Source organism: Gordonia sp. 852002-50395_SCH5434458 (genome assembly GCF_001665905.1).
GTDB lineage: Bacteria > Actinomycetota > Actinomycetes > Mycobacteriales > Mycobacteriaceae > Gordonia > Gordonia jacobaea.
Map to the genome: position 1 here is coordinate 81,764 of NZ_LZTC01000075.1, position 26,545 is coordinate 108,308.

The window sequence follows — 26,545 nt, forward strand, 5'->3', positions numbered from 1 at the left end:
GCGATGTGGATTGGTATCGCTGAATTCGACTTCCTGCTCGGTGACGTGCACTCGCTCAAGACGAAACGCTCGCTTGTCCGCCCGTTGATCGCCGAGTGCAAACGACGTTTCTCGGTGTCGGTCGCAGAGGTCGACCATCTCGACGCCCATCGTCGCACCACGATCGGGGTGTCGCTCGTCGCCGCCAATCGGGGGCATGTCGTCGACATCCTCGATTCGGTGGAGCGGTTCGCGGCGGCGCGCCCCGAGGTCGAGTTGCTGTCGGTGCGCAGACGCGAACTGTCGTCCAACGACATCTGACAGGTGCACGGACAGCACCGACTCAGCGGACAGCACCGACTCAGCTGTCGGGCACTCCCGCCTTCACCACTCCAGCCTCGACAGCGACGACGCGATACGCGGCCGCGAGGGTGTCGACGGTTTCGTGTGCGTTGAGTCCGCTCGGGTTGGGCACCACCCACACCCGGGCGGTGCCCCAGCGTTCGGCCTGCTCGCCCGGGTGTGCGTGGCGATCGCCGAATGCGGCGCGGTAGGCGGTGATACCTGCAACGGCCACGACCGCAGGACCGATGTGTTCGACCCGCGCGCGCAGGCGTTCGCCGCCCGCGACGAGCTCTGCCTTGTCGAGTTCTGCCGCTGTCGCCGTTGCCCTTTCGACGACGTTGGTGATCCCGACGCCGGCGCCGATGACCTGCTCGCGATCGGCATCACTCATCCCGGCCGACGCGTCGACAACGTGGTCTGTGATGCCCGCTCGGTACAGCGCGGGCCAGAATCTGTTGCCCGGTCGGGCGAAATGCGCGCCGGTTGCCGCGCTCCACAGACCGGGATTGATACCGACGAACAGCAACCGGCACCCCGGCCCGATGAGGTCGGGAACCAGCCGATCGCTACACGCTGCCAGTTCGGCTTTGGTGAAGCCCATGTGGCCGAAGGTACTGTGTCACGGATGTGCATCGTGAATCGCAAAGATTGTGAGTGACGCGAACAACAGGTCTGTTGCGCTATCGGCGCTGATATCCAGCGCGGCGGGCATGATCGTTCCGCTTGAGATCGGCCACGAAGGTGACGAAAACAGACAGGTCACAACCGTCGTCTTGTACGAACCCGGAGTTCTCCGAGATTACTCGGAGGCTCTAGTTCTAGTCTCCACACCTATTCGAAACCAGTTCGAACTCCTGTCAATCCTGCACGAAACGAGGACTTCGGCGGCGATCATTGTGCCTCCTGACACGTCCATCGATAGGTCGATCACCAGCCTGCAACAGCTCGATGGGGTGCCTATCCTTCGTCGATCACGATGGACGGGGTGGACGGAACTGTTCAGGGCAATGATCAGACTCGTCGATGCGGGTCGCATCGAAGCACCGGCACCACGAGTCGACACCCTGCAGGAATTGGCTCGATGGATCAGCACGAGTAGCTCTACCGCCGTGACAATTGAAGATAGGCAGTCGCGGGTCCTCGCATACGCCGTCGAAAGCGGAGAAGTCGACTCCATACGCAACCAAACCATTCTCCGCGGAGCCGTACCGGAGTGGCGCGTCGAACATCTCATGGCCACCGGGTTCCTGCCTGCGGTATGGCGCTCCGACGATGTCGTCGTGCGCGAGGCAGGGGACGGAGAACCGGCTCGGATGGTGATTGCACTCCGATCTCAGGACGAGGTCCTCGGAACAATCTGGTCGACTCTTGACATGGACACCGATCGCAGCTCTTTACGCCGACTCCTACTGGAGACCAAACAGACGGCCACTGCGATGCTGTTACGTGAGATCCTGCACGCTCAGTATGAACTCCGGTTGCGGGAATCTGCTCTCGCCGCAGCGCTGACAACCGGGCTAGGTGAAGAGATCGCTGCGGCACCGCTCGGACTCCGGCCGACCGACAGGCACAGCGTCGTCGCTCTGGGGGAAGACACAGAGCTATCACGCAAAATCATGTTCCACATGCAGGCGTTTCGTGACGGTGTCAGATCGGCGAGTATCGGGAGCGCATTGTTCACAGTCGTGCCACTGGACGAAACCGAACAGGATGCGGAGGACGTCGCGTCCATGCTCTCCGAGCGCTTGTCTCGAGTGGTCGGTGTCGGCTCCTATGTGATTGCCGTTGGAGCAGCGACCGCTGCCCTCTCCGAACTGCCCGCTTCGGCAACCGAAGCACGACAGATCCGGGAAGCGTCGGCGCTGAGGCCAACCTCTGACCTCGAACCACCAAGACCGGTGATGCTGACGGCCTCCTCAGTCTCTGATGAACTCGCCCTCATAAGGGCGGCCGAACAACTGGCGCCCCTTGCTAGCGAACTCACTTCACCCCTCCAAGTCCTACGCGATCACGACGCGGAGCACGGCACTCAATTCATCGCTACGGTTTCGGCGTCGCTCTTGCACCCCGGCAACCTAGCGGAGGCGAGCCGCACGCTGGGTATACATGCCAATTCGATGAGGTATCGACTGCAGCGAATCAACGCCCTCGCGAGCCTCGATCTGCAATCTGCGACGGCCCGGCTCCGTGCCGCACTAGCGCTTCTCGTATGGCATGAGTCCCTTGGCGCTCGCCTCCCGCCCAACACCTCCGATTCGCACAAATTAGGACGTCGCTCATAGTGCATCTCGACCAAGTCTCCCGCCCGCGAATCGGCGAACCTCCACACACAACGAACAACGGCCTAAAAGTCTTCATCCTCGATCGACTTGACATGGCTCCGGCATCAATAGGCTCTATCCATGCTTGACTTCACGAACAATGTCGGCGATGCGACGCCGACGCCCGAAACCCTCATACGGCGTCGATCGGAAGTTGTCGCCGGGATCGCTACCAAAGCGCTCCTCGACGACAACCACCCGATGTGCGGTGTCATAGACCTAGACACGATCGACGACTTGATGTTCGCCTTAACTTCCGCTTATAGAGGCGGGCACTCCGTTCTGCACACCGTCGCCGCTAAGGCGATCACCCTTCGGCCTGTGCTCGCGCACTTCGCCAGCAATGGGTTCGGCTGCGAGGTCGCAAGCCCCGGCGAGCTCGCACTAGCACTTGCTGCAGGATTCGCCCCCGAATCGATTGTGTTGGACTCGCCCGCCAAGACCGATACCGATATCAAACGGGCGTTGGAACTAGGCATCAGCTTTAATATCGACAGCTTCGAAGAGCTAGCGCGGGTCGACGCAGCGATCTCACATGCAGGACCACCTCGATCACCCATAGGCATCCGAATCAATCCCCAAACGGGGGCGGGCGCTATCGGAGCCACGAGCACAGCCACCCGAACGTCGAAATTCGGCATAGGTCTTGCAGATAACCGCGAGCAGATTATTGAAGCGTTCGCAACACGACCTTGGCTGACGCAGTTGCACGTACACAGCGGTTCGCAAGGGCTTAGTCTCGACCATGCTGCAGCGGGTGTACGACTAATCGTCGAACTGGCTCACTCGATCACTGCACGAAACGGGTTCCAACAGGTCACCAGAATAGACGTTGGCGGAGGGCTTCCCGTGAATTTCGACTCTGATCTAGTCACTCCAACCTTTGCGGACCACCGAGCTGCGTTATTTGCAGTGGCACCGGAGCTATTCGACGGAACATTCGAACTCGTCACCGAGTTCGGTCGCGCCCTGACCGCAAAGGCCGGCACACTGGTCACTCGAGTGGAGTACACCAAAATAGCAGGTGGAAGGCACATTGCGGTGACCCACGCTGGCGTCCAGGTAGCAACGAGAACCGTTTTCGCACCAGGCGAATGGCCGCTGCGAATTTCGGTCTACGACTCGAAGGGGCAACAACGGTCCGAAAACATATGTCTTCAGGATATAGCCGGGCCAGCTTGCTTTACTGGCGACATGCTTGCGGTAAACCGTGGCCTCCCACTAATACGGCCGGGTGATCTAATCGCAATACCCGAAACCGGTGGATACTACTTCTCCAGCCACTACACCTACAACGCACTACCGCGTCCGGCCGTCTATACGATCCGGTCCGAATCGGGTTTCAGAAATTGGGCGACCGCGCGACGCGCGCAAAGCGTTACAGAGATAGTATCTGAATCCGGAGAATCAACCCTAGTCCCACTCAGCGTCTGACCTCTTCCCGAATCGAGTCCAATGCTTTCACAATCGCAGACACCTTCGGATCTCACGAGGGCCCTTAAGACACGTCACATGACAATGATCGCCATTGGCGGCGCGATCGGAGCTGGCCTCTTCGTTGGTAGCGGCGCAGTAATTAAAACCGCAGGCCCTGCCGCCATCCTTTCATATTGCCTGGCCGGCATTCTCGTTCTTTGCACGCTGCGAATGCTCGGCGAGATGGTTGTCGCCAAGCCACAAGCTGGCGCCTTCGCAGATTATGCCCGTATCGGGATCGGACCATGGGCTGGATTTACCCTCGGCTGGCTCTATTGGTATTACTATGTAATCATAATCGCCGTAGAGGCGGTCGCCGGAGCTAAAATTCTATCAGAATGGATTGGACTTCCATTATGGATGATGGCAATCGTCCTCTTAGCAGTTATGACCGCCACGAACTTGGTCTCGGTCAGGTGGTTTGGCGAGTTTGAGTTTTGGTTTTCGGGGATCAAAGTTGCCGCTATCGTCTCGTTTATAACACTCGGAATTCTGTGGGTTCTCGGCGTGTGGCCTAGCGAAACAACCGGATTAAGCAACCTTGTTTCACATGGCGGATTCGCACCTAACGGGATCAGCGCAGTCTTCAGCGCCATCGTTGTCGTAATCTTTGCATTCGGCGGGGCCGAGATAGTCACCATCGCCGCCGCCGAGAGTGAGGAACCGGGAAAATCTGTTGCGCGCGCAACAACCGGTGTAATCTGGCGCATCATCCTCTTCTACGTTGGCTCGATATTCCTGGTTGTCTGCATTCTTCCGTGGGACGACGCTTCAGTTCTATCTAGCCCATATGTAGCAGCACTGCAGAAGATGGGCATACCTGGTGCCGACATCGTCATGGACTTCGTCATTCTGACCGCAGTACTGTCGGTTCTTAATTCATCCATCTTCACCTCTTCGCGAATGCTCCGCATCCTCGCCTCTCACGGCGACGCTCCGAAGTCATTGGTAAGAACCAGTTCACGTGGCGTTCCGACACGAGCGATATTCGCGAGTACTGTGGTGGGCTGGATTTCAGTCATAATTGCGTACTTCGCCCCTGACTCCGTCTTTCTCTTCCTCGTAAATTCATGCGGTGTCGTCGCGATCTTCATGTACATCATGATCGGCTTTTCCGAGCTGCGAATACGTAGGCAACTCGAGACTGAAGATCCGTCCAAGATCACGTTGAGAATGTGGTTCTTTCCCTACCTCACCATCGCGGTGATAATCTGCTTCGTCGCGGTATTGATCGCCATGCTTCTACAAGCAGACCAACGCATCCAGCTGCTAACGAGCATCCTAAGCCTCATTGTTGTTCTGTGTGCGTACGCCCTTCGAAAAAAGTTCGGTCAGAAATCTGTCGACTCAACGCCGGTGAGTCAGGAGTTGTCATGAGCATGCTGGAGCTTCCGGTGCTAACAGAATCCGCCGAGTGGTCGGTCCGCTTGATCGAAGCCGATACAGCAAAAGTGATCGCCGAGCACGCACCGGGCCGGCTCCTGAAGACCGCAAGCGTTGGTAAGACGTTTCTCCTCGCTGAGGTCGCTCGTCAGATATCAGTGGGCACATTAGACGCCATGCAGACGATTACCCCCACTGCTGCAGACGTGGTTGCAGACTCAGGGATCTTGTACTTGATGAAGCAGAAGGAGATGCGCATAGACGACCTGTGCCTGCTCATCGGCGCAGTCAGCGACAATACAGCCACGAATATGCTCCTGCGAAGAATCGGGCTTCGTGCTGTCCAGGAAGCGACCCGCGAACTGGGGTTCGTAGAGATGGAATGCGAGACCGCGTTCGCTTGAATCGGCCTGTCGATGACGCTCTGACACTTTCGAGCGGAACTGCTGCCGAGCTGTGCGAGTTGGTCCGTCGGATAGAGGCGGGAGAAATCCATAATGCCGACGTGTCTGCTCAGATCAGAGAATGGCTCGCCGTTAATACCGATCTTTCGATGGTCGCGCAATGTTTCGGCCTTGATCCGTTGGCGCACACTGAACTCGACAACGGCTTCCAACTGTGGAACAAGACAGGAACTATCTCGGATGCCCGGATTGACATAGGCTGCGTCCGCCACGACAGAAGCCGTCGCTCAATCGGGTACGCGGTGCTCGCCAACTGGCCACTCGGAACCGACCCGCGTGACGAGGTTCTCGGGAGCATGCGGTCCATCGGCCTAGGCATCCGCGAGTACCTGGAGCGCATATAACCGTCGCGGGTTTTCATAGTCTGGGTTCACTGAGATTCTTGTCTCTGCTGCAGTACGTACCCGCCCGTCACACGACGTGGTGTGCGACCTTTTGTGCACTTGACCTGATGCCCGCGGGCGCATTCGATGAGTAGATGAGCCCTGACGACGCGCCAGCTCCCTCACTTCCCCTCCTTGTCGTCGACGCCGCCAATGTCGTCGGTTCGGTTCCCGACGGTTGGTGGCGGGACCGTCGGGCAGCGACCGAACGTCTCCTCGACTCCGTGGCACCGCTCGCCCCCACCGGCGTGCCGGGTTTGCCCGGTCCCATCGACATCACGGTGGTCGTCGAGGGACGCGCCCGCGGAGCGGCCGGTCGGCCGGGAGTGGGAGTCGTCGAGGCGCCGGGGTCGGGCGACGACGCCATCGTCGACGTGGTGTCGGAGAACCGTGACAGACGGGTCGCGGTGGTTACCGCTGATCGCGGATTGCGTTCTCGGGTAGAGGCTTTGGGTGCCGAGACCATCGGCCCGCGGGTGATCCGAGAGGGTGCCTGACCAACACCGACGCAGCGGGTATCGCCCGCGCCGTGCCTACGATGGGATCCGAGCACGCCGAACTGAACGCCCGTCCCCGATCAAGGAGTGTGCACGTGGCACGAACCGTGGCCGACAACATCATCGAGACGCTCGACCGATCCGGAGTACGGAGGGTCTACGGAATCCCCGGCGACTCGTTGAACGGATTCACCGACGCATTACGCAAGGATCAGCGGCTCGAATGGGTCCACGCGCGCCACGAGGAAGGTGCCGCATTCGCCGCGTCGGCGGAGGCGACACTGACCGGCGAACTCGCAGTGTGCGTCGGTAGCTGCGGGCCGGGCAACCTGCACCTGATCAACGGTCTGTTCGACGCTCAGCGCAGTCGTGTTCCGGTGCTCGCGATCGCTGCACACATCCCCGCCGCGGAGATCGGCAGCGGGTACTTCCAGGAGACCCACCCCGAGCAGTTGTTCGTCGAGTGCAGCGACTTCTGCGAAATGGTCAGCACCCCAGCACAATTGCCACGGTTGCTCGACATCGCGATCCGCACCGCCGTCGAACGACGAGGTGTCGCCGTTCTGGTGATCCCGGGCGAGATCTTCCTCGAGAAAGAGCATCACCGTCAGGGCGGCGCGCCGATCCGCGCCATCGACAGGATCGTCCGCCCCACCGACGCCCAGTTGCAGGATGTCGCGGCAGCGCTGAATGCTGCCGAAAAGGTCACCATCCTGGGTGGCGCGGGTGTTGCCGGTGCGCATGACGCCGTCGTCGAATTGGCGGGGGCTCTGCAAGCCCCGGTTGTTCACGCGCTGCGCGGCAAGGAGTTTCTGGAGTACGACAACCCGTACGACGTCGGGATGACCGGACTGCTCGGCTTCAGCTCGGGGTATCGCGCCATCGAGAAATGCGACACCTTGTTGATGCTGGGCACCGACTTTCCGTATCAGCAGTTCTTTCCCTCCAAGGCGACGATCATCCAACTCGATATCCGCGGCGAGCAGATCGGTCGACGCACACCGGTCGACGTCGGGCTTGTCGGATCCGTCGCCGACACGATCCCGGCCCTGTTGCCACTCATCGACCGAAACCGCAGCTCGGAGCATCTGACTTCGTCGCGTGAGCATTACGTCAAGGCACGCGGGTCGCTGAACGATCTCGCCGTGAACGACGGCAAGACACCGATCCACCCGCAGTATCTGGCAAAGCTGCTCTCCGACCACGCCACCGACGACGCCGTGTTCATCCCGGACGTCGGCTCACCGGTCGTCTGGGCGGCGCGATACCTCGAGATGAACGGGAAGCGGCGGCTGATCGGCTCCTTCACGCACGGGTCGATGGCAAACGCCGTCTCGCAGGGAGTCGGCGCGCAGGCGAGTTTCCCCGGACGGCAGGTCATCGCGATGGCGGGCGACGGCGGCCTCGCCATGCTGCTCGGCGAGTTGCTGACGCTCACGCAGAACGCGCTGCCGGTCAAGATCGTCGTCTTCAACAACTCGTCGCTGAACTTCGTCGAGTTGGAGATGAAGGCTGCGGGGTTCGTGAGCTTCGGAACCGACCTGGAGAACCCCGACTTCGCCGCGTTGGCTCGTGCGATCGGCATCAAGGGTGACCGCGTCGAGAATCCAGGCGACCTCGACTCCGCGGTGCGCGAGTTCCTCGCTCACGACGGACCGGCACTGCTCGACGTCGTCACCGCACGTCAGGAGTTGTCGATTCCGCCAACGGTGTCGGCGGCGCAGGCGAAGGGATTCACGCTATATGCGATCCGAACCGTTCTCTCCGGGCGCGGCGACGAACTGATGGACCTCGCCGAAACCAACGTCTTCCGCAGGCTCTTCGACTGACATCCGCGGCAGACACCGCCCTCAGTGCGGCACCTTGCTGAGGTCGGCGCGCACGAGCATCACGTTGTAGTCGCTCCAGCGCGAGGCGTTGAAGAACAAATCCGGCGATGACCCGACGACTGCGGGCGAGTGCGGTTGGATCATGGGTCCGTACAGGACGACGGCGCCCGGCTCCACGAGGTAGGTCGGGGCGCTCCACGGACCTTCTGGTCGATCCGCTGTGCGGATGCGAATCCCGTTGTCGCCGTCGAGCATCATGTACTTGTTCAGGTACGGGCTCCACGCCACCGACAGTTCCGTGACGGGAGCGGGCACGACGATCGCCGATCCGTCGTCGGGAACGTCGGCGATCTTGTCGACCCACTTACGATCGCGACCTGCCCAGTACTTGTATTTGGTCACGTCGAGGATTTCGGTCGGCTTGAACCGTGCGAGGAAGCCTGCGCCGAATCGTCCGTTGGGCGTGCCGAATTGATACACGTACTCGTCCTGCGCGCCGTGCCCGCGCACGTAGGCGTTCTGCTGGAACTTTCCGTTGTTGGGCTCCGCGGGCGGCAGGTCGAACGGAAGTGCCGCGGCCACTGGCGAATTCACGAGGATGGTGTCGCGATCGACCGTCCAGTTCTGTCCGTTGTCGTCAGAGTGGGCGACGGCCGAGTAGTTGGTCACCCAGTGCCCCGCTGAACCCCACGATCGCACCGACATGAAGTTGATGTACTGCCGATACCCCGAGCCCCATGGCAGCGACATCGCAGCGGTGGGGATGGTCGTCGTCTCGATGGGACTGACACCGAGTGCTGAAATCAGTTCGCGGGCATAGGTGGGGCGTGCGGCGTCGACGGGACTCCCGGACTGCACATCTCCGGGGATACCGGGCGGGACGCTCACGCCGTCGTCGAACTTGGTGTCGCGGGTCCGCATCAGCGTGTTGTGTCGCCACTCCTGACCGACTACGTTGCAGTCGCCGAAGGTGTCGCCGAACGCCATCAGCGTCTGCCCGGAGCCGTTGTCCCAGGAGATTCCGAGATCGGTGCCGCTGATCGTGAACCGGTTGAAGGTGCTGTTGATGCTGCGCGGCCCGGTCACCCACGACACCGTGCGGGCGCGTGGCGTGACGTAGATGGGCAGTGGCCCCTGGGTTCCGAGGCCCGGTCGCGCGCCGGACGAGCCAGAACCCGAACCCGAGCCCAGCGAGCCGGTCCCCAGGGAGCCCGTTCCGCCCAGAGACCCGGATGCGCTGCCGAGATCGGGAAGCGAGCCGTTGCCCACATTTGCGCACGGCGCCGCGGTCGCACGTCCCTCGCCGGAGACGAGAAAAGCGCCGACGGAAGTCGCCACAAGCGCCGCGGTGACGAGTCTGCGTGCACCCGCTCGGGTTCGGAGCATGGTCGACGGTCCTCTCGATGAACGGTCCGACTGTGAGTCGGTGGCACCACGTCCGTCACCCTGTGTGACAGATGTGATTCAAGAGGCCAGTGTGACGCAAGAGTATTACCGTTCACTCGCAGGCATGGTCACGATCACGTTTCGGCGCGCGAGAACTCCGACGCTCGGGTGACCTGTTCTGCGGTCAGCACCCGGCCGGTGTACTTCTCGAACTGCGCCGCCGCCTGTAGTGCGATGACCTGCGCTCCGGTGATCACGGGGGTCCCTGATGCCGACGCCGCGCGGATCAGCGGCGTCTGGTCGGGCAACGCGACGACGTCGAACACGAGATCAGCAGCGGCGATCTCGTCGTCGTCGAACGACTGCACGTCCTCGTCGGCACCTCGCATGCCGAGCGGAGTCACGTTTACCAGGATCTGCGGTCCCGGGGCCTGCTCGGTATCCGCCGCACGGTAGCCGTACTTCGCTGCCAACTCCTGACCGGCCGCAGCGTTGCGAGCCCACACCGTCAGATCGTCGAAGCCTGCGCCACGGAACGCCGCAACCACGGCTTTCGCCATTCCGCCAGATCCCCGCACCACCACCGACGACGCAGGATCGATGTCTGCGATGAGTGTGGCCACCGCTTCGTAGTCGGTGTTCGACGCCCTGAGGTGACCGTCGTCGTTGACGATCGTGTTCACGGAGTCGATCGCCGCGGCAGACTCTTCCACCTCGTCGACAAGCTCGATCACCGCTTCTTTGAACGGCATCGATACCGAACACCCGCGAATGCCGAGTGCACGAACACCGCCAATCGCGCCGTCGATATCGGTGGTGGTGAATGCCTTGTAGATGTAGTTCAGGCCGAGTTCGTCGTAGAGATAATTGTGAAACCGCGTGCCGATGTTCGACGGCCGCGCGGCGAGCGAGATGCACAGGGTCATGTCCTTGTTGAGAATCGGCATGCGTGCCACGCTACGGCCCACGGCGCCACTCAGACCGACCGAACGACGATGTGACAGCACTACGAGTCGCGTCGTAGCCTCGTCGTTAGTCGCACTGGGACATCAGGAGGTCGATTCTGTGGGCTGGAACACATATGTGGCACTTGGTGATTCGTTCACGGAGGGGGTCGGCGATCCGGATCCCACCCGCCCCAACGGGTTACGCGGATGGGCCGATCGTGTCGCAGAACAACTCGCCGTCGACAACCCGTCGCTGCGCTACGCCAACCTCGCGATCCGTGGCCGGCTCCTCGATCAGGTGCTCGACGAGCAGATCGACCGCGCCATATCGCTGCAGCCGGATCTGATCACGATTTACGCGGGTGGAAATGATCTGATGCGTGGTTCGGTCGACCTCGACGCGATGATGTCCCGCTACGAGGCAGCGCTGGCCCGACTGCTCTCGACAGGTGCAACTGTCGTCGTGTTCACCGCGTACGACGCAGGCTGGGCTCCCATCTTCCGGCTCACGCGCGGCCGGAGCGCGATCTACAACGAGCTGCTGCGGGCGATCGCTGAGCGCCAGGGTGCGCGCATCCTCGATTTCTGGCGGCTGGCGGGATACGACGACTATCGGATGTGGGACTCCGACCGACTGCACATGTCGTCGCTCGGACACACACGCATGGCAGCCGAGGTGCTCGAGTTGATCGGCGCACCGCACAGCATCGACGTGCCCCCGTTGGCGCCACTCCCCGTGCCGACACGTGAGCAACGGCGGCGTGACAACGTCGAGTGGGCGCGCACTTTTCTCTATCCCTGGCTCATGCGTCGCGTTCGTGGGGTGTCGTCGGGTGACAGCATCAGTCCGCGGTGGCCGGAGCCGGTCGTCGCTGCCGAAGCGCTCGGTGATGTCAGCGCCGAGCCAGCAACAACGGGATGATGTGGTCGGCGAGCAGCGGCGCCAGCGGGGTATCCGTCGAAGCGATGTCGATCCACTGAAGTTCTGCGATCTCGGCGGCAGGCGCGTCGACGCGGACGTACGGATGCTCGAACACCGTGGCTTCGACGAGATGACCGACCTCGTTCGCGGCGTCGGCGCGAAACACACCCAGTTCGACGAGGTCGTCGGGGCGTAGCGCAACCGACAATTCCTCCAGCGATTCGCGCAGCGCGGTGCGTCGACGATCCTCCCCCGGTTCGGGCTTACCGCCGGGCAGCATGAATCGGACGGCTCCCTTCTTCCGGACCGTCAGCAACAGGCCGTTGGCGTCGCGGATGACGACCGCAGCAACCGTGATGACCGGAAACGGCGCGCCACGGGACGTCATCGGCTCGCCGGGCTCACTCACGCTGTGACGTAAGCCGCGTCATTTGCCGAAGCCCGCGTCGCGCAGCGCCTGTGCCATCGATCCGTTGATCGGCTGGGATTCCCGCCGATCTCGCCCCTTGCCGTCACGTCCCTTACCCCCGCGCGGTTGACCGCCACGAGCCTGCCCGTTGCCTGCACGACCTCGATCGGAGCGGCCGTCGTTTCCGCCGCGTCCGTTCGCTGCCCCGCCACGAGGGGCTTGGCGCGAATCCTGACCGGTGCGGGCCTCGTTGCGGCGCGCGCCGCGATCGCCGCCCGGTGTGCGCACCTCGTCGTCGAGTCGAAGACTCAGACCGATGCGCTGTCGATCGACGTCGACCTCCACGACCTTGACCTTGACCACCTGGCCGGACTTGACCACCTCGTGCGGGTCGGAGACGAACCGATTCGCCATGGCCGACACGTGGACCAGCCCGTCCTGGTGCACGCCCACATCGACGAATGCGCCGAACGCAGCGACGTTGGTGACGACACCCTCGAGGACCATGCCGGGCTGGAGGTCGGAGACCTTCTCGACGCCCGCGGCGAAGGTCGCGGTGGTGAAGGCCGGGCGCGGATCGCGTCCCGGCTTCTCGAGCTCGCCGAGGATGTCGGTGACCGTCGGCACGCCGAACCTCTCGTCGGCGAACTCCGCGGGCTTCAACGACTTCAGCGAGCGCTCGTCGCCGATGAGTTCTGCGAGTTCGAGGCCTGTGCGGTCGAGGATGCGACGCACCACGGGATACGCCTCGGGATGCACGCCGGACGCGTCGAGCGGGTCGTCGCCGTCGGTGATCCGCAGGAATCCCGCGCACTGCTCAAATGCCTTGGGCCCCAATCGAGGAACCTCGAGCAGTGCCCCGCGACTGCGGAAGCGACCTGCGGCATCCCGATGTCCGACGATGGCTTCGGCGAGTGCCGGGGTAACACCGGACACTCGGGCCAACAGCGGCACCGACGCGGTGTTGAGGTCGACGCCGACCGCGTTCACCGCGTCCTCGACCACCGCGTCGAGGCTGCGCGCGAGCGTGCCCGGCGTGACGTCGTGCTGATACTGGCCGACGCCGATCGACTTCGGGTCGATCTTCACCAGCTCCGCGAGGGGATCCTGCAGGCGGCGCGCGATCGACACCGCACCTCGGATCGAGACGTCGAGGTCGGGTAGCTCACCCGACGCGTACTCCGACGCCGAGTAGACCGACGCTCCCGCTTCGCTCACCGTTGCCTTGATCGGCGGCCGCGTACCCGAGGCCGAGATGTCCGAGATCAGCTCCGCGGCAAGAGAATCCGTCTCCCTCGACGCCGTACCGTTTCCGATCGCGATCAGTTCGACGCCGTGGCGCGCCACCAACGCTGCCAACGTCGCTTTCGCGGTGTCCCACTGCTTCTGCGGCTGATGCGGATAGATGGCGCACGAATCGAGCACCTTTCCGGTGCCGTCGACCACGGCGACCTTGACGCCGGTACGGAACCCCGGGTCGAGACCGAGAGTGGTGCGGTTACCCGCGGGTGCCGCCAGGAGCAGGTCTTTCAGGTTCTTCGCGAACACCGCGACAGCATCGTCCTCGGCACGCTGACGCAGGCGGACCCGAGCGTCGACGGCGGTAGAGATCATGAGTTTGGTACGCCATGCCCAGCGCACGGTGGTGGCCAGCCAGGTCGACGCGGCGCCCGTCCCGGACAGGTCGACGCCGAGACTCGCCGCGACCATCGCTTGATAACCCTCGTCGTCGCCGCCGGTGAAGTCGACCGCGAGCACACCCTCCTTCTCACCACGCAACACGGCGAGGACTCGGTGCGACGGCATCTCGTCGAGCGGCTCCGCGAAATCGAAGTAGTCGCGGAACTTCTGTCCCGCAGCGCTTTTCGCGATCTCCTCCGACCGCGCGGCGCTGGCGCACGATCCCTGTCGCCAGAACGTCTCGCGCACCTCGCCGACAAGTTGTGCATCTTCACTGGCCCGCTCGATGAGGATGTGTCGGGCACCCTCGAGCGCCGCAGCGGAGTCGGTCACCGCGTCGGAGACGAATTCGGCTCCGGCGACGGCGGGGTCGAGTGATGGATCGGCGAGCAATCGGTCGGCGAGCGGTTCGAGACCCGCCTCGCGGGCGATCTGCGCCTTGGTTCGGCGCTTGGGCTTGTACGGCAGGTAGATGTCCTCGACGCGCGACTTGGTCTCCGCGGCCAGCAGAGCGTTCCGCAACTCGTCGGTGAGTTTGCCCTGCTCCTCGATCGAGGCGAGCACAGCGGCTCGTCGTTCGTCGAGTTCACGCAGGTAACGCAGCCGTTCGTCGAGCAGGCGCAGTTGCGCGTCGTCGAGCGAGCCGGTCACCTCCTTGCGGTAGCGCGCGATGAACGGGACGGTCGACCCCTCGTCGAGGAGTCTGACCGCCGCGGCTACCTGATGCTCGCCGACCTGGAGTTCGTCCGCCAGGCGCGCGTTGACCGACTTGATTCCGGAAACCGTCTCGGATGCACTCGAAGTCACTCGGAGCACCCTACCGAAGCGCGCTGACAACGATCTGTGCGGTGGATGTGCGTGTCGTCGACCGCATCGTCGCGGATGCGGTGCGCGTTTCGGTCCCGCACCGCCGGGACCAGCCGTAAGATCGGCCGGTGGGGGTCGCCACCGGCCGGTCCGTTACCGAGAATCGAGTGCCTCATGGGATTCCTGATCGGCTTCTCCCCCTGGATCATCTACTGGATTCTGGTAGGCAACACCTCGTTTCGCGTCGCCGTGATCGTCGCCCTCTGCCTGGCCGTGCTCGCTGTCGCGGTGCAGCGGCTGCGTAAACAGCCCTGGCACACACTCGAGGCCGGTGCCGTCTTGGTTTTCGCGATGTTCACCGTCCTCGCATTCACCGTCAGCGACACGTTTCTGGAGCGCTGGCTACAACCACTGGGCAACGCCGCGATCTTCCTCATCGCTCTCGTCGGCATGGTGATCGGCCGACCGTTCGTCCGCGAGTACGCGCGTGCGTCCGTCACCGACGACGTCGCGCGGAGCGACGGATTCCGCGTGATCACCTCTGCGATGACGTGGATGTGGATCGCGGTCTTCGGAGTGATGACCGTGGTGTCGCTGATCCCGCCCCTCGTACAGGGCGACGCGACGATCCGCGACGGCGCGTCGACGTTGTCGATCGTCTGCTACTGGGTGGTGCCCTTCACGCTGCTGGGTGTCGCCGGCACCGTGTCCGGGGTCTTCCCCGCGTGGTTCTCCTCGCACACCGACGCGATCGGCAAGCGACAGGTCGCGGCGCGTCCGGGTGATCCGGTCGCCCAGCCCGACGCTCCCGCTGACGTGCAGGATCCTCGCGTCGTCGTGCGCGCGCCGTCGACCAGCCGTCACGACGAACCGTTCTCCATCGGCGTCGACGCCGCCGGCATACCCGACCTCACGGTGTCGGTGTCCGGCCAGGATCTCTTCGGCAGACCCTGGCGCTGGCAGGGCCGCCTGGCCGGCACCGGACAATCCGTCGACGACATCCTCTGGGCGATGGCGTTCACCGGCGAACCCGATCGCGCCGACCTGTTCATTCCTCCCGCGGAACCGTGGCAGCTTCGTATCGAGGCGAGCGGAGGCCAGCATCGCTCCGTCGTCACGCGACTCCGGTGCGCGACAGCTCCCAGCGTTCGCGTCAGCGAGGTCGATGTCGACGGCAGACCGGGCCTTCTCGCACTGCCGGCCGATGGCCATGCCCGACGCGCCGTGGTCTGTTTCGGTGGTTCGGAGGGCGGATACGACTCCCAGCGGGCGACGATCTGCGCACTGGCATCGCGCGGCATCGTCGCCCTTGCCTATGACTGGCTCGACGCCGACCCGGAAGCAGTTCCGGTCGCAGGCATTCCACTCGAGCGCTTCGCCACCGCGATCTCGTGGCTGTCGCGGCGCACCGACGTTGATTCGACCACGGTTGCCGCGCTGGGCATCTCCCGTGGAGCCGAAGGCGTGGCGGCCACCCTCGCGCGCGAACCCGACCTTCCCGTCGGAGCCCTTGTCTTGTTGAGCCCGAGTTCGGTGACCTGGCAGGCGATCGGCGACGGCGGCGAGATACCCGACACCTCGTCGTGGAGTTACCGGGGCCAATCGTGTCCGTACGCGCCGCTGCCGAGCGGAGTCCTCATGCCCCAATTGATCAGCAACGCATGGCATCTCTCGCGAGATGTCGCACGCAACAAGCCGACGTTGCTGAGGTTGGCACCCGCATACAGTGCAGGCCTCGACACCGTGTCACGCAACCGCTCGCAGACCGCAGATGCGGTCATCGCGTCGGAGAAGATCGCGTGCCCGATCCTGTGCGTGAGCGGCTCCGACGATCACCTGTGGCCGTCGGAGCAGATGGCCGACGCGCTGCTCGGCCGCCGACAGTCGCAGGCCGATAGGCACATCCGCTACGACGGCGCGGGGCACCTCCTGCGTCCGGGTCTCTACCCGTCGCAGGTCCAGGTGGTCGGCGGGATCGATCTCGGTGGCCAACCACGCGAACACGGCATGGCCTGCCTGGCGCTGACAGACGAGATCACCGGATTCCTCGACTCCGCCCTGGCGTGAACCCTAATGCCCATGACCCCCGACTGCCCATGACCCCGACTGCCTATGACTCGGTGCTCTTGGGTGTCCAACCCAGCGCTGGTCCGAGATGCTGCGCCATGTCGGTGATGATCTGCTCGTAGTCTGCCGCGTCGAAGGTGAAGGGCAACGCGAACGCCACCTCGGTCGCTCGTTGAAAGCCCTTGTGCGAGAACAGCTTCTCAGCCAACTCAGCGGAACTTCCGACGTAGTCCGGCGAGAACATCATTCCGCGCGGACCCTGCGGGCTCAGCGTCCGCTCGAAGCGAGACTGTGCGTATGCCTCGTATTTGCGTACCTGGTCGGGTGTCGCGGAGTCCGTCGGGATCACTACGAGCCCTTGCGACACCCGCGCCGACGACGGATCGGGATGGTTCGCCCGATAGGCGTCGATGTGCTCGGCCTGAATCGTCGCGAAGTCCCGCGACGTCGTGCCCTCGATACTGACCACCGAGGAGGTCAGGTAGTTCAGTCCGTGCTGAGCGGCCCACTTCGCCGATTCGAGTCCGCCGCCGTACCAGACGCGGCCGGCCAGACCCGGTGACTGGGGCTGGACGCTTCGGGAGAAGGTCTCGATCCCGACGGTGCCCTCGAAGTCACTCACCGGTTCACCCCGCAGATGCGACAGCAGCCGCAGCACCCGGTTCTTGGAGAAGTTCTCACGGTCGTAGGTGTCCGGATAGAGCGCGGTCTTGAAATCGTCGTATCTCATCGGAGTACCCACGGACACACCGGGATTGATACGACCGCCGGAGAGAAGATCGACCGTGGCGAGGTCTTCGGCGAGGCGGAACGGATTCTCCAGTCCGAGCGGAATCACCGCCGTACCGAGTTCGATCCGCGTCGTCCGCATCGACGCGGCCGCCAGCATCGCGACCGGCGACGAGATGCCGTGCTGCAGGTGCCGGTCACGCAACCACACGCTGTCGAAGCCGAGTTCTTCTGCCGCCTCTATCGTGCGCAGCGTCTCGAGGTGACCAGCCCTCGGGTCGGCCTCGTCGAACCGACCTATCGTGAGGAACCCCATCTTCTGTAGTGATTCGCCTTCGCGCGGCATCACATCTCCCGTCGTGATTCTGCTCTCGTGTCAGTGATACCCCGTCTGGGATGATGCCTGTGGGCCCGCTGCGCGTCGCGGAGCGTCGTCGCAGGAAATGCACGTCGGTGCGATGACCTGACCACGTCCGACTTTGGCTCACCGGTATCGAAAAGTCGGCGCGTACAAGCGCGCTCGGTTACCGTGCCGGGAATGACCAGAACGGCGACGCCTCGCCTACACAACCGCGTTCGGGTCGCACCGACCGCACTCATCCTCGCGTGCTGCCTCGCCGTCGGCACCCTCACCGTCCTTCTCCCTGCACGTGCGGGAGCGGTCACGGGCGACGTCTACGCCCTGGCGAACACCTGCGTGCACATCGCCGATCGAGGTGGGAAGAACGTGGGCGGGCAGTCCGGGCCGTTCACCGCCAAGGCCGCAGGCCTCGGCAGCTATCTCTTCTCCGGTAGGGACGGACGTCTACTCACCGCGACTGCGGGCACGCCGACACTCACGCCCACCGTCAGCCCCCGCGCCCAGTGGAATGTGACAGGCAGCGGTCGCGACTTCACACTGACACCCGCCGTCGCAGGAAGTGGCGGACCTCGAGAAGTACAGCTCACGCCTGCGACGGGATGTCGACCGTTTCCCGAACCGGAGATCGACGTGACCGGTCCCGTCATGCGTGGCACCGACGCCCAGGGCAATCTCCGCGGCTTCGTCGACTCACACGCGCATCTGCTTTCCGAGCAGTTCCTCGGTGGAGAACTGCACTGCGGCAAGCCTTTTGATCCGCTGGGTGTGACGGTCGCGTTGCGCGACTGCCCCGACCACGAGCCCGACGGCATTCCCGCGGTGTCCGAGCAGGTGCTGTCGCGCCCCGGCCCGCACGCCACCGACGGCTGGCCGACGTTCTCGCAGTGGCCGAGGTGGGATTCACTGACGCACGAGCAGACCTACTACCGCTGGATCGAACGTTCCTGGCGGTCGGGACTGCGCATGATCCAGAACTACTACGTGCAGAACCGCGTGCTGTGCGAGAAGTACTGGCGCGGCGATCAGCCGTGCAACGAGATGGAATCGGTGCGCATCCAACACCGGCTGTTACACCAGCTCGTCGACTACGTCGACGCCCAAAATGGTGGCCCCGGAAAGGGATTCCTGCGCATCGTGTCCTCGGCGGCAGACGCCCGTCGAGTCATCGCGGACGGCAAGGTGGCCGTGACTCTCGGCATCGAGATCTCCGAGCCGTTCGGGTGCCGCGAGGTGTCCGGTCGTTCACTGTGCTCGCGCACCGATATCGATCGAGGACTCGACGAACTGAAGTCGATGGGCATTCGCCAGGTGATCCTCACGCACAAATTCGACAACGCGCTCGGCGGAACGCGATTCGACCAGGGCGTCACCGGAACCGCCGTCAACACCGGCGAGCAGTTGTCCAACGGGCATCCGTGGCAGGTCGAGAAGTGCCAGACCGCAGAGAAGGACAACCCGGTCCTCGGCTACCCGCGCGGGCAGCAGTGCAACGTTCGCGGGCTGACGTCGTTGGGCGCGTACGCGGTCAACGGACTCATCGACCGCAACATGGCCATCGACATCGACCACTTCAGCGCCAAATCGGCCGAAGCCGTCCTCGACATCATCTCCAGGCGTCACTATCCAGGAGTGATCTCGTCGCACACGTGGACCGATCCGCGCAACTATGGCCGCATTCTCTCCGCCGGCGGCATCGTCGGATTGTTCGCGACACCCGCCGAGGGCAAACCGGGCGAGAAGGGACGACACGGTGACCTGCCGCCCGACTACCTCTCCGCGTGGCGTGTGCTGCGCGAGCAGCGCAGTCCCGACTATTTCTTCGGCGTCGGGTTCGGCCCTGACATGGGTGGTCTCGGCGCCCAGGCACACCCGCGACCGTCAGCGAGTCGCAACCCGGTGAGGTATCCGTTCCGCGGAGCCGACGGTGTCACCGAGATCAGCAGGCAGGTCTCCGGGAAACGCGTCTTCGACGTGAACGTCGACGGCACAGCACATTACGGACTTCTGCCGGACTGGATCGAGAGCCTTCGCGTCCAGGCGGGGCCGGTCGACGGCCCGCGCGTCGTCGACGACCTGTTCGCCGCCGCGGAGGCGTACACCCGAATGTGGGAACGGGTCGAGGCATACCGTGGCTGACCGGCCCGCGGCACCTGCAGACGTGCTCGGACGTCGAACGCTGCTGTCGTATGCCGCGGGCAGTGTCGGTACGGGTGGTTTCGGCACGCTCCCCGGATTGGTACTGGCGTACTACCTCACCGACACGCTTGCGGTTGCGGCGACGGTTGCCTCGATAGTCGTGGTCGCACCGAAGATCATCGACGTCGTGGTCAACCCGATCATCGGTGCCCGCTCGGATGCACGCGCAGCCCGCACCGGGAGCCGACGCTCCTTCATGGTCTTCGGAGCGCTGGCACTCGTCCCGTTGTTCGTACTCACGTTCCTCGTCCCACCGAGCGCGTCCCCTGCGCTGGCCGCCACCTGGGTGTTCGTGTTCTTCACGTTGACGGCTATCGCCTACGGCTTCTTCCAGGTGCCCTACGTCGCGCTACCCGCAGAGATCACGCACGACTATCACCAACGAACCCGCCTCATCACCACACGAATCGCGGTCCTCGCGCTCGCTATTCTGCTGGTCGGCGCGGGCGGTCCGGCGATTCGCGACGCCGCGGGCGGCGGCCACGTGGGGTACGCGGTCATGGCTGTCGTGGCAGCACTGGTCCTCTGCACCGGAATGCTCATCGCGACATTCGGCGCAGCACCCCGATCCGCTGAGGCGTCACGAGTCGCCGAACCTCCCAGAACCCGCCTGCGCGACGGTGTCGCAGCGCTGACACAGGTACGCAACTTCCGACTCCTCGTCGCACTCTTCGTGATTCAGGCACTCGCGAGCGCCGTCATGCTCGGTGGCGCGCAATACGTAGCGACGTATCTCCTCGGCAATAAGTCCGCGCTGACGTACATGTTCGTCGCGCTGGTCGGACCCGCGCTGATCGTGATGCCGCTCTGGTATCGACTCGGACACCGATTCGGGAAGGTGGCCGGGCTGGTCCTGGCGTCAGTGCTGTTCATCGCCGCAACGGCGTCGTTGCTGGTGGCGACGTGGGCCCCCGGCTGGTGGATGCTGGCGTCCGTGGCGGTCGCAGGCGTCGGATATGCGGGCATGCAGGCATTCCCGCTCGCGATGCTCCCCGACATCATCGAATCGGATCGCCGCACCACCGGCCACGACCGGGGCGGTGCCATGTCCGGGGTGTGGACCGCCTGTGAGACGGTGGGCCTCGCTCTCGGACCGGGCGTGTTCCTGCTGATTCTCGCGCTCGGCGGGTTCGTGTCGTCGAGCGGCGATACCGCAGTCGGACAACCGGATTCGGCGCTCACCGCTATCGCACTCGCCTTCTCGCTGGTGCCGGCGCTACTCGCCGCATTCAGTCTGCTCTTCCTCCGCGGCTACCGCGACGACGCCGGCGTCGACGCTCTGACAGCTCACCCCAGCACGACGGGGCACCCCACTCAGTGACCCGAAAGGACCCATGTCGATGACCTCCAGCGCCGACGCAGCCGACCCGGTGGATCCACGAGCTCAGGAACCGCCGAACCTGAAGGATCGAGCCGACGCGGCTCTGCACGAACTGGCTGACTATCGATCGACGGATGCGCCGACGCACGGCGGACATGTGCTCTCGTACGTCTACGATTCCGGACTCGAGGTGCTCGACGAAGTCGCGGCATCGGCAGCACGAATGGTGCAGTCGGTCAACGGACTCGACCCGACTGTCTTCGGCTCCGTGGCGGCAATGGAACGCGACCTGATCGAGTTCGGCCGCACTACTTTCCACGGTCCGGACGCCGTGGGGTCGGTCACCTCGGGGGGCACCGAGAGCTGCCTGCTCGCTGTGAAGGCTGCACGCGATCGCGCAGGCGCCGCACCCGGGCAGTCGTCGATGGTCCTGCCGACGACCGCACACGCGGCGTTCCTCAAGGCCGCCGCGTTGTTCGGTGTCGAGGCGATCCGGGTGCCCGTGCCGACGGCATCGACTGCGGTGCGCGCCAACGACATCGCCGATGCCATTCGGGACGACACGATCCTCGTCGTGGCCTCGGCACCCAACTACCCGACGGGAGTGCTCGATCCGATCGCGGAGATCGCCGAGATCGCCCGATCGCGCGATCTCGCTTTCCACGTCGACGCCTGCCTCGGCGGATTCGCACTGGCGTGGTGGGATGGTCTGCCTCCCTGGGATTTTCGAGTAGACGGCGTCACCAGCCTCTCTGCCGACCTGCACAAGTACGGCTACGCGCCAAAGGGCTCGTCGCTCCTGCTGCACCGCGACCGCGACCGACACCGCGCCCAGTTCTTCTCCATCACCGACTGGCCCGGCTACCCGATCGTCAATCCGACGCTGCTCGGCTCCCGCTCCGCTGCGGGACTCGCCTCGGCATGGGCGGTCAGCCGAACCCTGGGTGCCGACGGGTACGCCGCACTCACGGGACGAATCCGCCATGCCTTCGATGCCGTCGTCACATCCATCGACGGAATCGACGGGCTACGCGTCGTCGGCGCGCCGTCGGGACCGGTTCTCGCCGTACGCACCGACCCCGAGGCGGCCGAACCCGTCGACACCCACCTCTGGGGTTCCGCGGTGTCGGCCCGCGGATTCGCACTGCAGGCTCAGCCCGCGTTCACGCAGCCGGATGGCACGGTCCTGCCTGCCACCACACACCTGACGATCACACCGGTCACCGATTCCGTCGTCGACGAACTCGTCGAGGTTCTCGCGCTCGCGGCCGAGGAGGTGCGTGGCGAGCCCGCCCGGCTGGCGCCCGAGGCACTACGTGAACTGGCGGGAGCATTCGACAGCGGAGCCGTCACGCTCGCCCAGGCGCTCGCATTGCCGAGTGCGGCAGCGGAAGAGGTTCTGATTGCTGCCGGGATCGACCCGCATCGGCATGGTGGCGCGTCAGACCTGGACATGCCCGCGATCATCGCGGCCGTCGAATCATTGCCACGCCCCGTCACCGCCCGCCTGCTCGCCGAGTTCCTCGCCGCGTATTGCAGCCCGTAGATTGAGTCGGCTCGACAGTGACATTGAGTCGGCTCGCCGAGAGTGACAACGTGGACAGCGTGACCATCTCCTCGCTACACGACGACAACCACCGCTCCTTCGCCAGCGACAACTACGCGGGAATCCATCCCGACGTGCTCGCAGCGCTCGCAGCCGCCAACGGCGGACACCAGTCCCCGTATGGCGCAGACGAGTACACGCGCAGTCTCCGCGGCGTCGTCCGTGGTCAGTTCGGCGATCGTGCCGAGGTCTACCCGCTCTTCAACGGCACGGGCGCGAACGTCGTCGCACTGTCGGCGCTTCTCCCGCGGTGGGGTGCTGTCATCGCGCCTTCCAGCGCACACATCAACACCTCCGAAGGTGCTGCGCCCGAGCGTCTTTCGGGCATCAAGGTGATCGGCATGAGCACCGGCGACGGCAAGCTCACACCGTCGCAGATCGAAGCAGGAGCTGACGCGCTCGGCGATGAGCAGCTCGCACAGCCCTTGGCGGTCAGCATCACACAGGTCACCGAACTCGGAACCCTGTACACCGCAGCAGAAATCGCCGAACTCAGTGAGACAGCGCACCGATTCGGAATGGCAGTCCACGTCGACGGGTCGCGGCTCTGGAACGCCGCCGCCGCTCTGCGGCAACCGTTTCGGGAGTTCCTCACCGACGCCGGTGTCGACATCGTGAGCCTCGGCGGGACGAAGAACGGAACCATGGCCGCCGAGGCGGTCGTGGTGCTCGACCCCGACCGCGCCCCCGGCGTCGGATTCCTCCGGAAATCGACCACCCAACTGTCGAGCAAGATGCGGTTCACCTCAGCACAGCTACTCGCGCTGTTCGACGACGACCTCGGTCTCCGAAACGCCGCGCACGCCAACGCGTTGGCAGCCCGGCTGCGCGCCGAGTTGGAGAAGGGCATCGACGACGGCTCACTGCCCGGGCTCACGTTGACTCAGAAGACGGAGTCCAACACCGTCTTCGCCCGATTGCCGGTCGACATCGCCGACCGCATCCGCGAACGCGTCCACTTCTACGACTGGGACCGAAGCGTCGGCGAGGTGCGCTGGATGACCGCCTGGGACACGACCACCGACGACGTCGACCGCTTCGTCGACGCGATCCGCTGGGGGTTTGCGACGACGTGACCCGTCCTCGCCGCGCAGCTGTCACATGTGCGTGCTGTGAACCGTCAACAAGGTGTGAGTCAACAACAAGACACCGGGACTGGAACACAATGGACTGGGACAAGCCAACCAAAGACGAGGTAGCGACATGGTTCTGAACGCGAATGATCGCGCCCACGAATTCGAGGCGGAGCGCCCGCGCCTGCTCCGCGTGGCCGGCCGCATTCTGGGCGACGACGCCGAAGCCCAGGATGTGGTGCAGCAGGCCTGGCTGCGAATGACCTCGACCGAGACAGACATCAAAAATCTGCCGGCTTGGCTGACCACCGTCACCAGCAGGCTGTGTCTCGACCGACTGCGGGCGCGAATCCCCGAGGCCGCAGAACCAGCGATCGACGAGCACTCCGAAGATCCCGATCCCGCTGACGTGATCGCGCTGTCGGATTCAGTGGGGATCGCGCTCACCGTGGTTCTCGACCGCCTGTCACCGGCCGAACGCGTCGCGTTCGTCATGCATGACACCTTCGGTTTCGAATTCGCGACCATCGCGTCAGCACTCGACATTCCGCCCACCGCCGCACGCAAACTCGCCTCGAGAGCAAGGGCGAAAGTACGCCAACCCGCGGCCGACGACGCCCTCGCCGACTGGGAGGTCGTCGACGCGTTCATGACAGCGGCCCGCGAAGGCGACTTCGAGCGTCTTCTCGAACTCCTGGCCCCCGACGCCCAGGTCAGAGCCGACGAGGTTGCCATAGCCACCGGCACCCCCGCGCAGATCGACGGCCGACGCAGTATCGCCGACTTCTTCAACGGAAGCGCCAAGGCCGCGTTGTCGGTCTTCGTCGACGACCGCCCGGCGTCGGCGTGGTTCCATCGCGGCACGGCGATGGTTCTGTTCGACTTCGACGTGGTCGACGGCATGGTCGCCCGGATCACGTTCCGCGCCGACCAGGACGTTCTCGGCCGCGTTGTCCGACGCGAGAAGAACGAGCACCGCGCCTGACCTCGATCGGTCACATTCGAGGCCGCCGACTCGTCATCCCTATGCAGCACCAAGAAATCTATGACCAGGAACCGGCCGTACCACCAAGCACGGCCCTTTATTGAGGAGATCCGATGAAAACCATGACCTGCACGCAACTCGGAGGTCCCTGCGGACTGGCGCACCACGGCGCGACCGCGGACGACATCATCAAAGCGCAGGACCAGCATCTCAAGGACGCCGAAAAGGCCGGCGACGCAACACATCAGGACGCGCGCGACGCGATGAAGGGTCGCTGGCGTCACCCGCGCCAGTCGATGGGTTGGTACAACGGCATCAAGCAGACGTTCGCAGGGCTGCCCGAGGACTGATCAGGTGAGCGTGTGGAAAGCGCGGTCGCGGTAGACCATCGGCGGTTGCGTCGACGAACCGAGCCGCGTCTCGAGCACTTCTGCCACGACGAGGGTCGACGACCCCACTGCGATCGTTTCGACGATGACACACCGGAGCGCGGCGTGGGCATCGCGCAGGATCGGCTCGCCCGACTCGAAACTCGTCCAGCCCTGATTCGTCGTGAATCTGGGTGCCCCTGGACGCGCAAAAGCGTCGGCAACGTCGACGTGTCGGGCGTCGAGCAGACTGATCCCGATCGTGTCGGCGCCGAGTACCGCACCGGCACTCCCCCGCGAACTGGTCACGGAAAACGACACGGCGAACGGGTCCACGGACACCGACGCCAGACTCGAGACCGTCAGGCCCGCGAGGCCGTCGGAAGTCTCGGCGGCAACAATGGCAACCCCCGCGGGGTGAAGACGAAACGCGGTGGTGAAAGCGGTGCGAGCATCCACCACGTCAGACAGCGACTGCATACCGTCGACGATAAAACCTCAAGGGCACTTCAGGTCCATGACATGCGATGCAGATCACCCCGCGGGAACTGCCCTGTCGTCACTCGAGGACGAACACCGGGATCTGACGGTCGGTCTTGGTCTGATACTCGGCGTAGGGCGGGTACGCGGCCACCGCGAGCTCCCACCAGTGCTCACGCTCGTCGCCCTCGACCTCGCGGGCGGTGAGCTCGTACACCTTGTCGCCGTCCTGGGCTGTGATCTGCGGATTCGCCTTGACGTTGAAGTACCACGCCGGATGTTCGGGAGCGCCGCCCTTCGACGCCACCATGGCGTACTTGCCGTTCTCCTCGACGCGCATCAATGGTGTGTAGCGCTTCTTCCCCGACTTGGCACCCGTCGTGGTGAACAGCACGACGGGACGATCGGCAACCAGCACACCGTCGGTCGTCCCCTGCTCGAGGATCTTCTTGGTCTGATCACGTACCCAGTCGCTCGGGCTCAATTCCGGTAGTTCGCTCATGGATCGCACAACGCCCTCCGCACCGCGCT

General features: G+C 64.2%; 24 protein-coding genes. 16 read left to right on the forward strand and 8 right to left on the reverse strand.

What is annotated here, in order from left to right; genetic code table 11:
- The first annotated feature begins 3 nt into the window (after positions 1-3).
- Positions 4-300: a DUF503 domain-containing protein gene (locus tag A5785_RS16670; RefSeq protein WP_064867687.1), complete on the forward strand. Its 297-nt coding sequence runs from the start codon at positions 4-6 to the stop codon at positions 298-300.
- A 40-nt stretch (positions 301-340) separates the two neighbouring features.
- On the opposite strand, the gene mug is transcribed toward A5785_RS16670, so the two are convergent.
- Positions 341-925 (reverse strand): G/U mismatch-specific DNA glycosylase, encoded by a 585-nt coding sequence (gene mug, locus A5785_RS16675; RefSeq protein WP_064867689.1) that lies wholly within the window; start codon positions 923-925, stop codon positions 341-343.
- 49 nt (positions 926-974) lie between these two features.
- Between mug and A5785_RS16680 the strand changes: the two genes are divergently transcribed.
- The 7 genes from A5785_RS16680 to poxB all read left to right on the forward strand — a co-directional run bounded on the left by A5785_RS16680 (position 975) and on the right by poxB (position 8,677).
- A complete protein-coding gene (locus tag A5785_RS16680; RefSeq protein ID WP_156525507.1) occupies positions 975-2,606 on the forward strand; it encodes a PucR family transcriptional regulator in 1,632 nt (543 codons plus the stop codon).
- A 120-nt stretch (positions 2,607-2,726) separates the two neighbouring features.
- Positions 2,727-4,079 (forward strand): diaminopimelate decarboxylase, encoded by a 1,353-nt coding sequence (locus A5785_RS16685; RefSeq protein ID WP_064867693.1) that lies wholly within the window; start codon positions 2,727-2,729, stop codon positions 4,077-4,079.
- 21 nt (positions 4,080-4,100) lie between these two features.
- Positions 4,101-5,498: an amino acid permease gene (locus A5785_RS16690; RefSeq protein ID WP_064867695.1), complete on the forward strand. Its 1,398-nt coding sequence runs from the start codon at positions 4,101-4,103 to the stop codon at positions 5,496-5,498.
- Complete coding sequence (locus A5785_RS23915) at positions 5,495-5,908, forward strand: serine hydrolase (RefSeq protein WP_269449594.1); 414 nt, start codon at positions 5,495-5,497, stop codon at positions 5,906-5,908. The genes A5785_RS16690 and A5785_RS23915 overlap by 4 nt, the downstream gene beginning before the upstream one ends.
- A complete protein-coding gene (locus A5785_RS23920; RefSeq protein ID WP_269449595.1) occupies positions 5,887-6,312 on the forward strand; it encodes a serine hydrolase in 426 nt (141 codons plus the stop codon). The genes A5785_RS23915 and A5785_RS23920 overlap by 22 nt, the downstream gene beginning before the upstream one ends.
- 134 nt (positions 6,313-6,446) lie before the next feature.
- On the forward strand, positions 6,447-6,848 hold the full coding sequence (locus tag A5785_RS16700; protein ID WP_064867697.1) for a hypothetical protein: 402 nt from the start codon (positions 6,447-6,449) through the stop codon (positions 6,846-6,848).
- Positions 6,849-6,943: 95 nt separating this feature from the next.
- Positions 6,944-8,677: a ubiquinone-dependent pyruvate dehydrogenase gene (gene poxB, locus A5785_RS16705; protein WP_049700758.1), complete on the forward strand. Its 1,734-nt coding sequence runs from the start codon at positions 6,944-6,946 to the stop codon at positions 8,675-8,677.
- Between the two features lie 21 nt (positions 8,678-8,698).
- On the opposite strand, the gene A5785_RS16710 is transcribed toward poxB, so the two are convergent.
- Both A5785_RS16710 and A5785_RS16715 read right to left on the reverse strand, forming a co-directional pair.
- Complete coding sequence (locus A5785_RS16710; RefSeq protein WP_064867699.1) at positions 8,699-10,063, reverse strand: DUF4185 domain-containing protein; 1,365 nt, start codon at positions 10,061-10,063, stop codon at positions 8,699-8,701.
- 134 nt (positions 10,064-10,197) lie between these two features.
- Positions 10,198-11,010, reverse strand: a complete 813-nt coding sequence (locus tag A5785_RS16715) for a shikimate 5-dehydrogenase (protein ID WP_064867864.1) — start codon at positions 11,008-11,010, stop codon at positions 10,198-10,200.
- Positions 11,011-11,128: 118 nt separating this feature from the next.
- On the opposite strand from A5785_RS16715, the gene A5785_RS16720 reads away from it, so the two are divergent.
- The gene (locus A5785_RS16720; RefSeq protein WP_064867701.1) at positions 11,129-11,932 is read left to right on the forward strand and encodes an SGNH/GDSL hydrolase family protein; all 804 of its coding nucleotides are present in this window, start codon (positions 11,129-11,131) and stop codon (positions 11,930-11,932) included.
- Here A5785_RS16720 and A5785_RS16725 read toward each other — a convergent pair.
- Both A5785_RS16725 and A5785_RS16730 read right to left on the reverse strand, forming a co-directional pair.
- A complete protein-coding gene (locus A5785_RS16725; RefSeq protein WP_064867866.1) occupies positions 11,904-12,320 on the reverse strand; it encodes an NUDIX hydrolase in 417 nt (138 codons plus the stop codon). The two genes, A5785_RS16720 and A5785_RS16725, sit on opposite strands and share 29 nt — an antisense overlap.
- Before the next feature lie 39 nt (positions 12,321-12,359).
- The gene (locus A5785_RS16730) at positions 12,360-14,828 is read right to left on the reverse strand and encodes a Tex family protein (RefSeq protein WP_064867703.1); all 2,469 of its coding nucleotides are present in this window, start codon (positions 14,826-14,828) and stop codon (positions 12,360-12,362) included.
- A 174-nt stretch (positions 14,829-15,002) separates the two neighbouring features.
- Here A5785_RS16730 and A5785_RS16735 point away from each other — a divergent pair, with 174 nt between their 5' ends.
- Positions 15,003-16,895, forward strand: coding sequence for an acyl-CoA thioester hydrolase/BAAT C-terminal domain-containing protein (locus A5785_RS16735; protein ID WP_064867705.1), 1,893 nt, complete (start codon positions 15,003-15,005; stop codon positions 16,893-16,895).
- 43 nt (positions 16,896-16,938) lie between these two features.
- On the opposite strand, the gene A5785_RS16740 is transcribed toward A5785_RS16735, so the two are convergent.
- Complete coding sequence (locus A5785_RS16740; RefSeq protein WP_064867707.1) at positions 16,939-17,970, reverse strand: LLM class flavin-dependent oxidoreductase; 1,032 nt, start codon at positions 17,968-17,970, stop codon at positions 16,939-16,941.
- 192 nt (positions 17,971-18,162) lie between these two features.
- On the opposite strand from A5785_RS16740, the gene A5785_RS16745 reads away from it, so the two are divergent.
- The 6 genes from A5785_RS16745 to A5785_RS16770 all read left to right on the forward strand — a co-directional run bounded on the left by A5785_RS16745 (position 18,163) and on the right by A5785_RS16770 (position 25,516).
- Positions 18,163-20,121, forward strand: a complete 1,959-nt coding sequence (locus A5785_RS16745) for a hypothetical protein (protein WP_064867868.1) — start codon at positions 18,163-18,165, stop codon at positions 20,119-20,121.
- The gene (locus A5785_RS16750; RefSeq protein ID WP_064867709.1) at positions 20,114-21,502 is read left to right on the forward strand and encodes an MFS transporter; all 1,389 of its coding nucleotides are present in this window, start codon (positions 20,114-20,116) and stop codon (positions 21,500-21,502) included. The genes A5785_RS16745 and A5785_RS16750 overlap by 8 nt, the downstream gene beginning before the upstream one ends.
- Positions 21,503-21,521: 19 nt before the next feature.
- Positions 21,522-23,048 carry a pyridoxal phosphate-dependent decarboxylase family protein gene (locus tag A5785_RS16755; RefSeq protein ID WP_064867870.1) on the forward strand — a complete coding sequence of 509 codons (1,527 nt, stop codon included), beginning with the start codon at positions 21,522-21,524 and terminating at the stop codon, positions 23,046-23,048.
- 59 nt (positions 23,049-23,107) lie between these two features.
- On the forward strand, positions 23,108-24,184 hold the full coding sequence (locus A5785_RS16760; protein ID WP_064867871.1) for a threonine aldolase family protein: 1,077 nt from the start codon (positions 23,108-23,110) through the stop codon (positions 24,182-24,184).
- A 127-nt stretch (positions 24,185-24,311) separates the two neighbouring features.
- Entirely contained in the window at positions 24,312-25,166 is an 855-nt protein-coding gene (locus A5785_RS16765) for a sigma-70 family RNA polymerase sigma factor (RefSeq protein ID WP_064867711.1), read from the forward strand.
- 113 nt (positions 25,167-25,279) lie between these two features.
- Positions 25,280-25,516: a hypothetical protein gene (locus tag A5785_RS16770; protein ID WP_064867713.1), complete on the forward strand. Its 237-nt coding sequence runs from the start codon at positions 25,280-25,282 to the stop codon at positions 25,514-25,516.
- Here the strand turns inward: A5785_RS16770 and A5785_RS16775 are convergent, their stop codons facing one another.
- Together A5785_RS16775 and A5785_RS16780 are read right to left on the reverse strand one after the other, a co-directional pair.
- The gene (locus A5785_RS16775) at positions 25,517-26,014 is read right to left on the reverse strand and encodes a flavin reductase family protein (protein WP_064867715.1); all 498 of its coding nucleotides are present in this window, start codon (positions 26,012-26,014) and stop codon (positions 25,517-25,519) included.
- 79 nt (positions 26,015-26,093) lie between these two features.
- Positions 26,094-26,516 carry a nitroreductase family deazaflavin-dependent oxidoreductase gene (locus tag A5785_RS16780; RefSeq protein ID WP_064867873.1) on the reverse strand — a complete coding sequence of 141 codons (423 nt, stop codon included), beginning with the start codon at positions 26,514-26,516 and terminating at the stop codon, positions 26,094-26,096.
- Positions 26,517-26,545 lie beyond the last annotated feature (29 nt).